Source organism: Streptomyces sp. NPDC001796, assembly GCF_042892355.1.
Lineage (GTDB): Bacteria > Actinomycetota > Actinomycetes > Streptomycetales > Streptomycetaceae > Streptomyces.
In genome coordinates this window covers 327,926-342,145 of sequence record NZ_JBIAUC010000003.1, presented here as the reverse complement: position 1 = coordinate 342,145, position 14,220 = coordinate 327,926, and the positions used below count along the sequence as shown (strand labels likewise).

Annotated in this window: 13 protein-coding genes, 1 tRNA gene and 1 pseudogene; 3 read left to right on the top strand and 12 right to left on the bottom strand. The window is 71.7% G+C overall.

Annotated elements, in window-relative coordinates:
- The first annotated feature begins 25 nt into the window (after positions 1-25).
- Positions 26-1,468 (top strand): NADP-dependent phosphogluconate dehydrogenase, encoded by a 1,443-nt coding sequence (gene gndA, locus ACFYZE_RS08235; RefSeq protein ID WP_388990104.1) that lies wholly within the window; start codon positions 26-28, stop codon positions 1,466-1,468.
- 139 nt (positions 1,469-1,607) lie between these two features.
- Complete coding sequence (gene lpdA, locus ACFYZE_RS08230) at positions 1,608-3,005, top strand: dihydrolipoyl dehydrogenase (protein WP_388990102.1); 1,398 nt, start codon at positions 1,608-1,610, stop codon at positions 3,003-3,005.
- A gap of 169 nt (positions 3,006-3,174) precedes the next feature.
- Here the strand turns inward: lpdA and ACFYZE_RS08225 are convergent.
- The 12 genes and pseudogenes from ACFYZE_RS08225 to ACFYZE_RS08170 all read right to left on the bottom strand — a co-directional run bounded on the left by ACFYZE_RS08225 (position 3,175) and on the right by ACFYZE_RS08170 (position 12,334).
- Positions 3,175-3,248 (bottom strand) — tRNA-Pro (locus ACFYZE_RS08225).
- Positions 3,249-3,340: 92 nt separating this feature from the next.
- Entirely contained in the window at positions 3,341-3,712 is a 372-nt protein-coding gene (locus tag ACFYZE_RS08220; RefSeq protein ID WP_388990101.1) for an MmcQ/YjbR family DNA-binding protein, read from the bottom strand.
- Between the two features lie 42 nt (positions 3,713-3,754).
- Positions 3,755-4,285: a GNAT family N-acetyltransferase gene (locus tag ACFYZE_RS08215; protein ID WP_388990099.1), complete on the bottom strand. Its 531-nt coding sequence runs from the start codon at positions 4,283-4,285 to the stop codon at positions 3,755-3,757.
- Positions 4,282-4,854, bottom strand: coding sequence for a helix-turn-helix domain-containing protein (locus tag ACFYZE_RS08210; protein WP_388990097.1), 573 nt, complete (start codon positions 4,852-4,854; stop codon positions 4,282-4,284). Before ACFYZE_RS08210 ends, ACFYZE_RS08215 begins: the two co-directional genes overlap by 4 nt.
- 83 nt (positions 4,855-4,937) lie before the next feature.
- Entirely contained in the window at positions 4,938-5,843 is a 906-nt protein-coding gene (locus ACFYZE_RS08205; protein ID WP_388990095.1) for a LysR family transcriptional regulator, read from the bottom strand.
- Between the two features lie 31 nt (positions 5,844-5,874).
- Positions 5,875-7,074: a glycine C-acetyltransferase gene (locus ACFYZE_RS08200; RefSeq protein ID WP_388990093.1), complete on the bottom strand. Its 1,200-nt coding sequence runs from the start codon at positions 7,072-7,074 to the stop codon at positions 5,875-5,877.
- A gap of 36 nt (positions 7,075-7,110) precedes the next feature.
- Positions 7,111-8,139, bottom strand: coding sequence for an L-threonine 3-dehydrogenase (gene tdh, locus ACFYZE_RS08195; RefSeq protein ID WP_388990091.1), 1,029 nt, complete (start codon positions 8,137-8,139; stop codon positions 7,111-7,113).
- Between the two features lie 302 nt (positions 8,140-8,441).
- Positions 8,442-9,011 carry a GAF domain-containing protein gene (locus ACFYZE_RS08190; RefSeq protein WP_388990089.1) on the bottom strand — a complete coding sequence of 190 codons (570 nt, stop codon included), beginning with the start codon at positions 9,009-9,011 and terminating at the stop codon, positions 8,442-8,444.
- Complete coding sequence (locus tag ACFYZE_RS08185; RefSeq protein ID WP_388990088.1) at positions 9,008-9,607, bottom strand: ATP/GTP-binding protein; 600 nt, start codon at positions 9,605-9,607, stop codon at positions 9,008-9,010. The genes ACFYZE_RS08190 and ACFYZE_RS08185 overlap by 4 nt, the downstream gene beginning before the upstream one ends.
- Positions 9,585-9,963, bottom strand: a pseudogene (locus ACFYZE_RS08180) (DUF742 domain-containing protein). The gene ACFYZE_RS08185 and the pseudogene ACFYZE_RS08180 overlap by 23 nt, the downstream one beginning before the upstream one ends.
- Positions 9,960-10,394, bottom strand: a complete 435-nt coding sequence (locus tag ACFYZE_RS08175; protein WP_388990086.1) for a roadblock/LC7 domain-containing protein — start codon at positions 10,392-10,394, stop codon at positions 9,960-9,962. Before ACFYZE_RS08175 ends, ACFYZE_RS08180 begins: the two are co-directional and overlap by 4 nt.
- A 56-nt stretch (positions 10,395-10,450) precedes the next feature.
- Entirely contained in the window at positions 10,451-12,334 is a 1,884-nt protein-coding gene (locus tag ACFYZE_RS08170) for an ATP-binding protein (RefSeq protein ID WP_388990084.1), read from the bottom strand.
- 671 nt (positions 12,335-13,005) lie between these two features.
- Between ACFYZE_RS08170 and ACFYZE_RS08165 the strand changes: the two genes are divergently transcribed.
- Positions 13,006-14,022 (top strand): LacI family DNA-binding transcriptional regulator, encoded by a 1,017-nt coding sequence (locus ACFYZE_RS08165; RefSeq protein WP_388990082.1) that lies wholly within the window; start codon positions 13,006-13,008, stop codon positions 14,020-14,022.
- Positions 14,023-14,220 lie beyond the last annotated feature (198 nt).

Below are 14,220 nucleotides of genomic sequence, written 5' to 3'. Positions count from 1 at the left end.
CGGATCCGGACCCAAGGAGCACAGCATGCAGGCGACCGCGCAGATCGGCGTCACCGGGCTCGCGGTGATGGGCCGCAACCTGGCCCGGAACTTCGCGCGCAACGGCTACACCGTCGCCGTGCACAACCGCACCCCGGCCAGGACCAAGGCGCTGATCGAGGACTTCGGGCACGAGGGCACGTTCGTGGCCGCGGAGACGCCCGAGGAGTTCGTGGCGGCGCTGGAGCGACCCCGCCGCCTGATGATCATGGTGCAGGCGGGGGCGGCGACCGATGCCGTGATCGAGGAGTTCGCCCCGCTCCTGGAACCCGGCGACATGATCATCGACGGGGGCAACGCGCACTTCGCCGACACCCGGCGCCGTGAGCGGGCGCTGCGCGAGCGTGGCATCCACTTCGTCGGCGTGGGCGTCTCCGGCGGCGAGGAGGGGGCGCTCAACGGGCCGAGCATCATGCCCGGCGGCTCACCGGAGTCGTACGCCGCACTCGGCCCGATGTTCGAGAAGATCAGCGCCAAGGTGGACGGCGAACCGTGCGCGACCCATGTCGGCATCGACGGCGCCGGGCACTTCGTCAAGATGGTCCACAACGGCATCGAGTACGCCGACATGCAGCTGATCGGCGAGGCCTACGACCTGCTGCGCCAGGTGGCCGGCTTCTCCCCCGCCGCGATCGCGGAGATCTTCCGCCAGTGGAACAAGGGGCGCCTGGACTCGTATCTGATCGGGATCACGGCGGAGGTGCTGTCCCATGTGGACGCGGCGACCGGCAGGCCGTTCGTGGACGTCGTCGCCGACGCGGCCGGGCAGAAGGGCACCGGGCGCTGGACCGTGCAGACCGCGCTGGAACTGGGCTCCCCGGTGACCGCGATCGCCCAGGCCACCTTCGCCCGCGCCGCCTCCGGCCAGTCCGCGCTGCGCGCCGCGTACCGGGGGCTGCCCGGCGGGACGAACTGGGACCTGACCCCGTACGAGGCCGAGCGCTTCACCGCGCAGGTGGAGCAGGCCCTGTACGCCTCCAAGCTGATCGCCTACGACCAGGGCTGGAAGATGATCCTGGACGCGGCCAGGGAGTTCGGCTGGAAGATCGACCTGGGGGCCGTCGCGAAGATCTGGCGCGGCGGCTGCATCATCCGCGCCGCCTTCCTGGATCGCATACGTGCCGCCTACGCGGCCGATCCGCGCCTGGTCAGCCTGCTGTCGGACGCGGGCTTCGCCGCGGAGATCGCCGAGGCGCAGGTGCCGTGGCGCGAGGTGATCGCGACCGCGGCCCGCCGGGGTGTGCCGGTGCCCGCGTTCTCCGCCGCGCTGTCGTACTACGACTCCCTGCGCGCCGACCGCCTGCCGGCCGCGCTCACCCAGGGCCAGCGCGACTACTTCGGCGCCCACACCTACCGGCGCGTCGACCGCGAGGGGAGCTACCACACCCTCTGGGGCACGCCGGGCCGCACGGAGACGGAGGTCATCTGAGACCGGCGCACCACCGGGCTCCCCCCCCGCGGGAGCCCGACCCGGACACCGACATGCCGAACCGGCGGGCCCGGCCCGGGCCGGGCTGAGCCGTTGCGATCAAGCGGGCGAAAACTTGATTGGACGGTAAGGTCGATCCATGAACGCAGAGTTCGATGTCGTGGTCCTGGGGGCAGGTCCCGGCGGTTATGTGGCAGCCATTCGCGCCGCCCAACTCGGCCTGAGGACCGCTGTCGTCGAAGGTCGGTTCTGGGGCGGCATCTGCTTGAACATCGGGTGCATCCCCGCGAAGGCGCTGTTGAGGAACGCGGAACTGGCTCACCTCGTCGTCCACGAAGCGGACGCCTACGGCCTGAAGTTCGACGGGCAGGTGGGCCTCGACTACCGGGCGGCGTACCTCAGGAGCCGCAAGGTGGCCGACGGGCGGGCCAAAGGCGTCGGCTACCTGATGCGCAAGAACGGCATCGCGCAGTTCGAGGGCCAGGGGTCGTTCATCGACCCGCACACGATGAACGTCCGGATGTCCGGTGAAGAGGCCACCCTCACCTTCGCCCACTGCGTCATCGCCACCGGTTCGACCGTGAAGCTGCTGCCGGGCACCCGTCTCGGCCGACGCATCGTGACCTACGAGGAGCAGATCCTCTCCGACAGCCTCCCGGCCAGCATCGTCATCGCGGGCGCCGGTGCCATCGGCGTGGAGTTCGCCTACCTGCTGCGGGCCTACGGCGTCGAGGTCACGCTGGTCGAGTTCCTCGACCGGGTCGCTCCCCTGGAGGACGAGGAGGTCTCGGCGGAGCTCGCCCGGCAGTTCCGCCGGCAGGGGATCACGGTCATGACCTCCACCCGTGTGGAGTCCATGGAGGAGACCGCGGACGGCGTCCGCGTCGTCGTCTCGCAGGCCGGGCAGGAGAAGACACTGGAAGCGGAGAAGGTGCTCCAGGCCACGGGCTTTCAGCCCCGCACGGCCGGATACGGGCTGGCGAACGCGGGCGTCAAGCTCACGGATCGCGGCGCGATCGACGTCGACGGCCGGTGCCGCACCAGCCAGTCGCACATCTTCGCCATCGGGGACGTGACGGCGAAACTGATGCTCGCGCACACGGCGGAGGCCATGGGCGTCATCGCGGCGGAGACCATCGCGGGCGCCGAGACGATGGAACTCGACTACCGCATGATTCCCCGCGCCACCTTCTGCCGGCCCCAGATCGCGAGCTTCGGCTGGACCGAGGCGGAGGCCAGGAAGGAGGGGTTCGACGTCCGTGTCGCGAAGTTCCCCTTCACCGCGAACGCCAAGGCGCACGGATTCGGCGAAACGGCCGGCTTCGTGAAGCTCATCAGCGACGCCCGCCACGGCGAACTCCTGGGGGGCCACCTGATCGGGCCGGACGTCACGGAACTGCTCCCGGAACTTACCCTCGCGCAGAAATGGGACCTGACGGTGACCGAGCTCGTCAGGAACGTGCACGCGCATCCCACGCTGAGCGAGGCCGTCCAGGACGCGCTGCACGGCCTGGCCGGGCACATGATCAACCTGTGAGGGACCAGCCCGCACACGGCTCGCCGGGCCGGTGCGGTCCTCTCCGTCCCGGCCAGGTGCTCGACTGAGGGGACGGCGAAGCAGCCGACCGCCGCCACGATGCTCCGGAAACGAGTCGGAGGTCGTATCGGCATCCTCCGATACGACCTCCGACCCGCTGTTCCGCAAGTCGGGACGACAGGATTTGAACCTGCGACCCCTTGACCCCCAGTCAAGTGCGCTACCAAGCTGCGCCACGTCCCGTTGCCCGTCTGACCTGGGGTTTCCCCTGGCCCAACGTGCACAGAAACAATACCGCACTCGGGGCCGTGGTCGCGCATCCCTTTATCCGGCGTTCACTCGCCGCGTCCCTCCGCCGCCGGGAGGCCCAGGTCAGGATGGAGGTCGAGGAGGCGGGGCGGTGCCGCCTGGCGCCATGAGTCGGCGAGGATGTCGCGCAGCTCGCTCTCGTCCTCCAGCACGGCGAGGCGCACCCGGATCCAGGCGAACTGTGCCTCATGATCGGCGACCCAGAACTTCCCTGGCTCCGCCAGGACCAGTTCGTTCCGCTCCTCCTTGGGGCACCGCACCGCCATGGACGACTCGTCCTCGGGCAGCGTGGCGAACATCTTCCCCGCGACCCGGAACGTGGGCATGCCCCAGGCGATCTTCTCCGTGCTGTCCGGCAGGGAGAGGGCGATACGGCGTACGTCTTCGGCGTCCGGCATGTCCCGCACGGTAGCCAACACCACTGACAATCGGGCGGCAGGTCAACGAGAGAGCGGCGCCACCTGCTTGTAGAAGATCGTCGTGGGCTGCAGGACGCCCGCCGGGGTCGCCGCGAAGTCCGGTATCGAGCCGACCCTGGTCCAGCCCGCGGAGCGGTACAGCGACTCGGCGGGGCTGCCGGTCTCCGTGTCCAGGTGGAGCAGGGTGATCCCGGCCTCGGCGGCGGCCCGCTCCGCGGTGGCCAGCAGCCGGCGTGCGAGGCCCTTGCCGCGGGCCTCGCTGTGCACCATGAGTTTGACCAGTTCGGCCCGGTGTCGACCGTTCGGCTTGTCCGGGAAGGCGAGGCTCACCGTGCCCGTCACCCGGTCCCCCGCCCGGGCCACCCACACCGCGAGGCCGCCCGCGTCGACCGCGTCCGCCCGCGCCTTCCACCAGGCCACGGCCTCCGCACGGTCCAGCGGTGCGAGGAAGCCGATGGACGCCCCGCCGTGCACGGTGTCGGTCAGCAGGTCGGCCAGTTCCTCGGAGCGTGCCCGCACCTCGTCCCCGCCGAGTCCGTCGATCACGGTCACGGGAGCACCACCACCAGCGTGTACCGCACGTCCTCCGGCCCCGGGCAGCGGAACCGCGTCGGCCCCCAGACCCGCATTCGCAGGCAGTCGCCGGCGCCGAGGCGGTGTTCGACGTCCTGCGCGGTCACCTGCAGCGTTCCGTCGAGGACCCAGATGTGCTGTTCCAGCCCTGGCACGGGCGGCCGGTCGTAGGCGATGTCGGCTCCCGCCGCGAGCCGTCCCTCGACGAGTTCGCCGCGCAGTCCGGGGTGCGGAGGGGACACCGACCGCCGCAGGAAGCCGGACGCCGCGTCCTGCCACACCACCTGGTCGGTGGCACGCACGACCTGCGCGGGCTCCGCCTCCACCTCGCCGAGCAACCGGGACATCGTCCGGCCGTAGACGGCGCACAGCCGGTTCAGCAGCGCGGCGGTGGGGCTGATCTCGGCGCGTTCGGCGCGGGACAGGGTCGAGCGGCTGACCCCGCTGCGCTCGGCCAGCTCGTCCAGCGACCAGCCGCGTTCGGCCCGTAGCTCGGCGAGACGGGCAGCCAGCCGGGCGTCGACGGAGTCGATGAGGTCGTTTCCCATATTCGAGAGGCTATCCCGAATACGGGAGACGTGTCAGTAGCTCCGCCCTGGGGATTCTCGGTTCTCCGAAACGGGCGCGCCCGTCAGTCCGTCGTCGCCGCCTCTGTCAGCGCCTCCAGCACCGGGCGGATCAGGGGATGTTCCTCCGCGCCCCGGCGCACGGCTGCGAAGACCCGGCGCGTGGGCGCGACACCGTCGACCGGACGGACCACCACGCCGGTGAGGTCCATGCCGCGCAGGGCCGAGCGGGGCACCAGTGCCACTCCCGCGTCCGCCGAGGCGAGGGCGACGACCGCCCGGAAGTCGTCCGAGGAGTGCTCGAGGCGGGGCTGGAATCCGGCGTGCTCGCACGCCAGGACCACCACGTCATGGCAGGGGTTGCCGGGGTAGGGGCCGATCCACGGATCCTTGGCCAGCTCGGCGAGCGGAACCTCGGGGGCGCCGGCGAGGCGGTGGGTGACCGGTACGACGGCGTCGAAGGGCTCGGCGTACAGCGGGATGTGCGTGAGCCGGGGATCGTCGGCGTCCGGAGCACCCCGGTACTCCACGGCGACCGCCACGTCGACCTGGCGGTCGAGGACCATCGGCAGGCTCTCGTCGCCCTCCGAGTCCTGGACGCGGACCCGGATGCCGGGCGCGCTGCGGGCGAGCCGGGCCAGCGCGGGGGCGACGACCAGACCGATGCCGGTGGCGAAGGAGGCCAGCGTCACCGTGCCCGCCGAGCCCGCGCCGTAGGCCGCAAGCTCGGCCTCGGCGCGCTCCAGCTGGGCCAGGACGGCATGGGTGTGGCTGAGCAGGATCTCGCCGGCCGGAGTGAGCCGTACGCCCTTGGCGCCACGCTCGACGAGCCGGTGGCCGGTCTCCTGTTCCAGCGCGGTGAGCTGCTGCGACACCGCGGAGGGGGTGAGGTAGAGCGCGGCGGCAGCGGCCGTCACCGTGCGGTGGTCGGCCACCGCACGGAGGATGTGCAGCCGCCGCGCTTCGATCATGCGACCGATTATCGCAAGAGGTCGGGTCGCCTCAGACGTCCAGTTCCGCGCGCGCCGCCACGAAGGCGTCGACGGCGCGGTGGACGTCGTCCGTGGAGTGCGCCGCCGACAGCTGCACCCGGATCCGGGCCTGGCCCTGCGGGACCACCGGGTAGGAGAAGCCGATGACGTACACGCCCCGCTCCAGGAGCAGCTCGGCCATGCGTCCGGCCTTCGCGGCGTCACCGATCATGACCGGGGCGATCGGGTGGTCGCCCGGCAGGATGTCGAAGCCCTCCTCGGTCATCCGGCGGCGGAAGAGAGCGGTGTTCTCGTGCAGCTGCTCGCGCAGGTCGCCCGCCGACTCCAGCAGGTCGAGCACCTTGAGGGAGGCCGCGGCGATCACCGGGGCGAGGGTGTTGGAGAAGAGGTACGGCCGGGAGCGCTGGCGCAGCAGGGCGACGATCTCGGCGCGGGCGGCGACGTAACCGCCGGAGGCGCCGCCGAGCGCCTTGCCGAGGGTGCCCGTGACGATGTCGACGCGGTCCATGACCCCGTGCAACTCGGGGGTGCCCCGGCCGCCGGGGCCGACGAAGCCGACGGCGTGCGAGTCGTCGACCATGACCATGGCGTCGTAGCGGTCCGCGAGGTCGCAGATCTCGCGCAGCGGGGCCACATAGCCGTCCATGGAGAACACGCCGTCCGTGACGATCAGCTTGCGGCGGGCGCCGCCCTCCGTGGCCTCCTTCAACTGCCGTTCCAGATCAGCGAGATCGCGGTTGTCGTAGCGGAAGCGGCGGGCCTTGGACAGGCGGATGCCGTCGATGATCGAGGCGTGGTTGAGGGCGTCGGAGATGACCGCGTCCTGCTCGCCGAGAAGAGTCTCGAACACGCCTCCATTGGCGTCGAAGCAGGAGGAGTACAGGATGGTGTCCTCCTGGCCGAGGAAGGCCGAAAGGCGCGCCTCGAGCTCCTTGTGGACCTCCTGGGTGCCGCAGATGAAACGCACCGACGCCATGCCGTAGCCCCAGCGGTCCAGCGCCGCGTGGGCGGCGGTGATCACCTCGGGGTGGTCGGCGAGGCCGAGGTAGTTGTTGGCGCAGAAGTTGAGCACCTCGCCGGGGCGGCCGCCCGCGGTGACGCTGACGGTCGCGGACTGCGGGGTGCCGATCACGCGCTCGGGCTTGTGCAGCCCGGCGGCGCGGATCTCGTCGAGGGTGGCGCGCAGGTCGTCGCGCACGGAGTCGAACATGGAGAGGCTCCTGAAAGTGCTTGCGGTGGGAGGGAGTTACGCGGTCCAGTCGAGGATGATCTTGCCGCCGCGGCCGCTCGCCGCGTCGGCGAACGCAGCCTCGTGGTCGCGGTAGTCGTACCGGCCGGTGATCACGGGTGCCAGGTCGAGGCCGCCCTCCAGCAGGACGGACATCGCGTACCAGGTCTCGAACATCTCGCGGCCGTAGATGCCCTTGACGGTGATCATCGAGGTGACGATGCGCGCCCAGTCGACGGGGAACTCCTGGGACGGCAGACCGAGCATCGCGATGCGGCCGCCGTGCGTCATGTTGGCGATCATGTCGCGCATCGCCTCGGGGCGGCCGGACATCTCCAGGCCGATGTCGAAGCCCTCTCGCAGGCCGAGTTCGCGCTGGCCGTCGGCGATGGTCGCCTCGGAGACGTTCAGGGCGAGGCTCACGCCGATCTTGCGGGCGAGGTCCAGGCGCTTCTGGCTGACGTCGGTGATGACGACGTTGCGGGCGCCCGCATGCCGGGCCACGGCGGCGGCCATCAGGCCGATCGGGCCGGCACCGGTGATCAGGACGTCCTCGCCGACCAGCGGGAACGACAGGGCGGTGTGCACGGCGTTGCCGAACGGGTCGAAGATCGCGGCGACATCGAGATCGACGGGGACGCGGTGCACCCACACGTTCGTGGCGGGCAGCACCACGTACTCGGCGAACGCGCCGTCCCGCCCGACACCGAGCCCGACGGTCGCCCGGCACAGATGGCGGCGCCCGGCGAGGCAGTTGCGGCATTTCCCGCACACCAGGTGGCCCTCGCCGCTGACCCGGTCACCGACGCCCACATCGGTGACGTCCCGTCCGATGGCGACGACCTCGCCCACGAACTCGTGCCCGACGACCAGGGGCGTGCGGATCGCCTGCTGCGCCCAGCCGTCCCAGGCGCGGATGTGCAGGTCGGTTCCGCAGATCCCGGTCCGCAGCACCTTGATCAGTACGTCACCGGGTCCGACGGCGGGCTCCGGAACGTCCGTGAGCCGGAGCCCTGGTTCCGGCTTGTCCTTGACCAGCGCCTTCAACGCTACGGCTCCTGGGAGTGAGGCCCGGCGCGGGGCATGCCGAAGGGGCCCTGCGCCGGGGGAAGGATGTGAAGTCGCTCAGAAATCTGCCGCATCGGGGATCGGCGGTCCATCGAGGATTTCTTAAGCGCGACCGCAGCTTTCCTTCACGCCTTGCGCTGCCGACCGCCTTTCTTCGACGCCTCACGTTGTCGACCGCCGTACTTCGACGCCTCACGTTGTCGACCGCCTTGCCTCAGGCCCCGCGCTGCCGACCGCTTCCCCTCAGGCCCGGCGCTTCCGCACCGCCCCGGGTCCTGCCGTCAGGCGCGCTCGGCATCACCGGTCTCCCTGGTGGCGATCCGCTCGGCGAGTTCCGCCGCCAGCGACTTGATGGTGTCCAGGCCCGCGCGGCCCCAGGGGCGCGGTCGCACATCGAGGGCGCAGACCGTGCCGAGAGCTACGCCCGTGCCGTCCATGAGCGGGGCGCCCAGGTAGGAGCGGACGCCGGCTTCGTCCACGAGCGGATTGCCGGCGAAGCGGGGGTAGTCACGGACGTCCTCCAGGACCAGGGCCTTGCGCCGGACGACCACATGCGGGCAGAAGCCGTACTCGCGGCCCAGGTGGCGGACCGGTTCGCCGGCGGCGCCGTCCGGGTCCGCGGGCGCGATGAGGGGGCGGTCGTCGGGCTGGTGGAGTCCCGAGAAGTACTGACGGTGTTCCTGGACGAAGGTGACCATGGCGTACGGCACCTCGGCGAGCCCCGCGAGCCGGTCCGCGAAGGCGTCGAACTCCGGTTCCGCGCGCTCTCCGAGGCCGAGTCGGCGCAGCCTGCGGACGCGCTCGGGGGCGTCCCCGTCCTGAGGGGTCAGGAGCAGTCGGCTCAGTCTCATGCGCGGGCTCCGCGGCTCGTGGCGGGTGCCGGCGTCTGCGCCAGAAGGTGGCGGACGAGCGTCAGCAGGGTCTGAATCCCGGAGCTGGAGATCCGGGCGTCGCAGCGCACGACGGGGATCCCGGGATGCAGGTCGAGGGCGGCGCGCACCTCTTCCGGGTCGTAGCGGTGGGCGCCGTCGAACTCGTTGACGGCGATGATGAATCCGAGGCCGCGGCGCTCGAAGAAGTCGACGGCGGCGAAGCAGTCCTCCAAGCGCCGGGTGTCGGCGATGATCACCGCGCCGAGCGCGCCCTCCGACAGTTCGTCCCACATGAACCAGAAGCGCTCCTGTCCGGGCGTCCCGAACAGGTACAGCACATGCTTGGGGTCCAGGGTGATCCGGCCGAAGTCCATCGCCACCGTCGTCTCGAGCTTGCCCTCGATGCCGTCGAGGCGGTCGGTGGCGGCGCCGGCTGTGGTGAGCAGTTCCTCCGTGCTCAACGGCGCGATCTCGCTCACCGCGCCCACGAAGGTCGTCTTGCCGACGCCGAACCCTCCCGCCACCAGGATCTTCAGCGCGGCGGGGAAGGGATCAGAGCTGTCGTCGTAGTCCATCGAGCACTGCCTCCAGAAGGGACCGGTCGGTGGGGTTGTGGTGGTGTGCGGGGAGCTTGGTGGTGAGCGCCCCGCAGTCGACGAGGTCGGACAGCAGCACCTTCGTGACCGCCGCCGGCAGCCTCAGGTGGGCTGCGACCTCGGCGACCGGGACGGGCGAACGGCACAGGCCGAGCGCCAGGGCGTGCTCCGGGCCGAGGGGGCCGAGGGGGGGGTGAGCCGGTTGCCCTCACCTGTGACAGGAGGTCCAGCGCGGCGGTCGGGTGGGTACGGCCGTTGCTGATCGTGAAGGGGCGCACCAGGCGCCCGGCCGCGTCGTCGAGCCAGGGGCCGTCACCGGCCGTGGTGACGCTCAAGACCGCATCGCCGTGGTCTGGTCGGCGCTTCGGCGGGGCGCGGCCGTCAGGTACGGTCGCACGCTCTTGACGAGCATCGCCATCTCGTAGCCGAGGACCGCCGCGTCGGCCTCGCGACCGGCCAGGACGGCGAGACAGGTGCCGGAGCCGGCGGTGGTGACGAACAGCAGGGTCGAGTCGAGTTCGACGACGACCTGCCGTACGTCGCCGCCGTCCCCGAAGCGGACGCCGGCGCTGCGGCCGAGGGCATAGAGGCCGGAGGCGAGGGCGGCCATGTGGTCGGCGCTGTCGGGGTCGAGGCCGTGACCGGCCTTCACCAGCCCGTCGCAGGAGAGGAGGACCGCGCTCGTGGTGTGCGGTACGCGCTGGACGAGGCCGCTCATCAGCCAGTCGAGGTCATGTGCCTGGGCGGTCGGCGCTTCGCTCGCCATGGTGGATCGACTCCTTGGGGTACGCGGGTCTGCGGGAGCGGGTGGGGTCGGGGCGGTCATCCGGCCGTACTGCTCCCGTCGTGGCGGTCTGTCAGGTCATGCTCGGCCGGGGTCGACTCACGGAGGGCTTCCGCGAGGCCGATGCCCCGACGGAACGCGGCCATCAGGCCCGGGTCGTGGCCGGTGTACCGGTCGGCGTCCTGGTGGACGGGCGCGGTGGGGCCGCCGCGGAGCTGTGGCGCGAGGTGTTCCTGGGCACGGCGGCGGGGCAGCGAGGGTCTGCTCAGGGCCGCGCTCGCCGCGTCGACGCGCGGCACCGGCGGTCTGGTCGCGTTCTCCGCGAGGGTCGCGCGGTCGGCGGGGCGGATACCGGGCCGGGCCTCGGCGGGGGTGGGCCGTGGTGCGTGGGTGACGCGGACGGGCAATGCGCTCCGGACGGGGTCGGCCGGGGGGCCGTCGGGTGCCGGCCGACGCGGTTCGTGAGGTACGGGGTGTTCGGACGCGGGGGCGGTGGGATGGGGAGTGGGACGGGTGTGGGGCGAGGCCGCGACGGCCGTGGTGTACGGGTCGGCCGCGGTGACGGTCGGCCACGGGTCGGCGGCGCTGGCCGTGCCCCGCGGGCTGGTCGCGGCCGCCGGGACCCGGGGGCCGACCGCGCCTGCGGTACTCCCGCCGCCCGTGGGGACCGCGGTGCCCTGCGGTGCAACCGGTGTCATCGTCGCGGCCGCGCCCGGTGCCGGGCCGAGCAGCCCTCGCGGCAGGACGAGCACGGCCTGCACACCGCCGTAGATGTTGGTCTGCAGCCGGACGTGGATGCCGTGCCGGCGGGCGAGCTGGGAGACCACGAACAGACCGATGCGGCCGTCCGCCAGGAGACCGGCGACGCTGAACTGGTCCGGGTCGGCGAGCAGGGCGTTCATCTTGTTCTGCTCGGCCTGGGGCATGCCGAGCCCGCGGTCCTCGACCTCCACGGCGAGCCCCGAGGTGACGAGGCTCGCACGCAGCACCACCTGGGTGTGCGGCGGCGAGAACACCGTGGCGTTCTCGACGAGTTCGGCCAGCAGGTGGATCACGTCGGCCACGGCGTGTCCGCGCAGGCTGCCGTCGACCGGCGGCACGAGTCTGACCCGCGTGTACTGCTCGACCTCGGCCGTCGCGGAGCGCAGCACCTCGGTCATGGGGACCGGGTTGCTCCACTGCCGGCGGGAGACGGCGCCACCGAGCACGGCGAGGTTCTCGGCGTGGCGCCGGATGCGGGTGGCGAGGTGATCGATGTGGAAGAGGCCCTTGAGCAGGTCGGGGTCCTCGATGTCGTTCTCCAGCTCGTCCAGGATGGAGATCTCCCGGTGCACGAGCGACTGCAACCGCCGTGCGAGGTTCAGGAACACCTCGAGCTTCTGTTCGCTGTCCGCCCGGCTGGAGAGCTGTGCCGCCTGGACGACCGCGGCGACGGCGCCGTCGTGGGCGCGTGCCAGCTCCGCGGCGAGCTGTTCGAACTCGTCGGCGTCGGCCGCGGGTGTGCCGCGCGGCGCACGCACGGGCGGTGTCTCACCGCGGCGCAGCGCCTCCACGAGGGCGCGCAGGTCGGCCTCGTCGCGGGCGCTCTCTCGGCGCAACGCGTCGAGTCGGCCGGTCACGGACCGGGCGGCGCGTTCGGCGGCCACGGCGGCGATCAGGATGCCCACCACGGTGACTCCGAGGGAGCCCGCGAGCACGGCCCAGAGCGCGAGCGTGGGGCGTGCGCCGGTGGTACGGACCGCGAAGAGCACAGCGGCGCAGGCGGAGAGGGCCACGGCAAGGGGCGGCAGGACGGCCAGACGCCGCAGTTGGGGCCGTATCCGGATCTCGGGGTGCGGAGGGACCGCGTGGGCGGCCGGCCGCCCGTGCCGCCCGCCCTCGCGGCGGTCTTCGCGTGCGGCGGGTGCGCGAAGGTGAGACATCGGCGTCCTCGTCCTGGGTGCGTCGGGGGGCGTGGGGCTCCCGCGGGTCTGCGCGACTCGGGCACGCGCCATCGCGGCGCCGGTCGACAGAGCCGACGTTCCGGCCCTGCGTCGCCCGACGGACACTCAGAGTAGTCGTCCGTGAGGCACGCGGGGTGGGCTGTTGACAAAGTCATCCGGAGAGCTTCCCGCTCTGGTATGACCTGTCGTACGACAGACCGATAACCGTGTCGGTCGCGCGTTCCCGCTTGCCATCGAAGCGATCAGAGCTGGTCAGGAGTGGTCGCATCCAAAAAGCGAGCCGCTGAGGAATTTCCCGCTCCCCGACCCTCGCCCCACTCGAACGCGGATCGAAAATTCAGCCGAACCGAGGGTCTTCCGCTCCCCCGGAAGCCCGGACGGCTCCCCCGGGATCGTCACCCGGAGTGTCCGTTGCCCCGCGCTGACCGGCCGGCCGCAGGACGGAGCTGATCGAACCGGACGACCAGTCGACGTCCGAGGTCCGCCGATCATGACGGGTGCGCTTCAGCCGGAGGACGACGGCACGGGTACTGTCATTGGCGACGAGCAGGCCGCAGGGGGCGGCCGGTCCCTCGGAGAACTGACAGCACCACGGGTGGCGCGGAGCAGGACGGCTCACTCTCGCCGCCCTCATGTGAGGGGATACGACCATGACTGTGGCACGCCGGCCAACGCTCAGCGACGTGGCGGAGCAGGTCGGCGTCAGCGCCAAGACGGTGTCACGGGTGCTCAACGATGACGGGCCGGTCGCCGCCGAGACCCGTGAGCGGGTGATGGAGGCAGTGCGGCGGCTGGGCTTCCGGCCCAACCTCATGGCCCGGCACATCCGCCTCGGCGGCAGCGACACCGCCATCGGGCTGATCGTGCCTGACATGAGCAACCCATTCTTCGCCACGGTGGTGAGCGGGATCGAGTCGGTGACGCACGGCCGGGGCCTCACCCTCCTCGTCGGCTCCTCCGCCCAGGACGCCGAACGCGAACGCTCCCTGGTCGGGACGTTCCTGGCCCGCCGGGTCAGCGCCCTCCTCATGTCGCCGATCGTGAAAGCCGACCACGGCTATCTGAAGCCCGAGCGCTCCGCGGGGCTGCCGGTGGTCTTCCTCGACCGTCCCGGCACCGGCCTGGCCGCGGACAGCGTGCTCAGCTCCAACCGGCAGGGAGCACGCGAAGGCACCGCGCACCTGATCGCGCACGGCCACCGCAGGATCGGCTTCATCGGCAACTCGCCCACCCACCTCTACACCCGCCGCATGCGTCTGCAGGGCTACCGGGACGCCCTCACCGAAGCCGGACTGCCGTACGACAGAGCACTGGTGGCGGGCGGCCACGACATGGAGTCGGCGGCGGCCGACACCGAGCGCCTGCTGAGCCTGGCCGACCCGCCGACGGCGCTGTTCGCGGCGAACAACTTCGCGTCCATGGGAGCCGTGCTGGGACTGGCCCGGGCCGACCGCAAGGATGTCGCGCTGGTCGGCTTCGACGACATACCACTCGCCGAGGTCCTCGAGCCCGCTCTCACCGTGGTCGCCCAGGACCCGGCGGCCATGGGCGCCGCGGCCGCGACGATCGCGCTGACCCGCCTGGACGGCGACCGCTCCCGGGCCCGAACCACGGAGATACCCACCCGGCTCATCCCCCGCGGCTCGGGGGAACTGCGCCCCCGCTGAAGCCACGGGCGCAGCACGCGCGGGGCGTCGACGCGGGGCGGCACAGGGTCCGGCACGGCGCGAGTGGGCGTTGGCCGCGACACCCGCCATGCGTGGTCCCGTCGACGAATGGCCGGGGATCGACCTGGCCTCCCGATGGGCGACTGCGTACGATGCGAGCGCTCCCGGCCTTCACAGCTCACCCATGATTTCTCCACA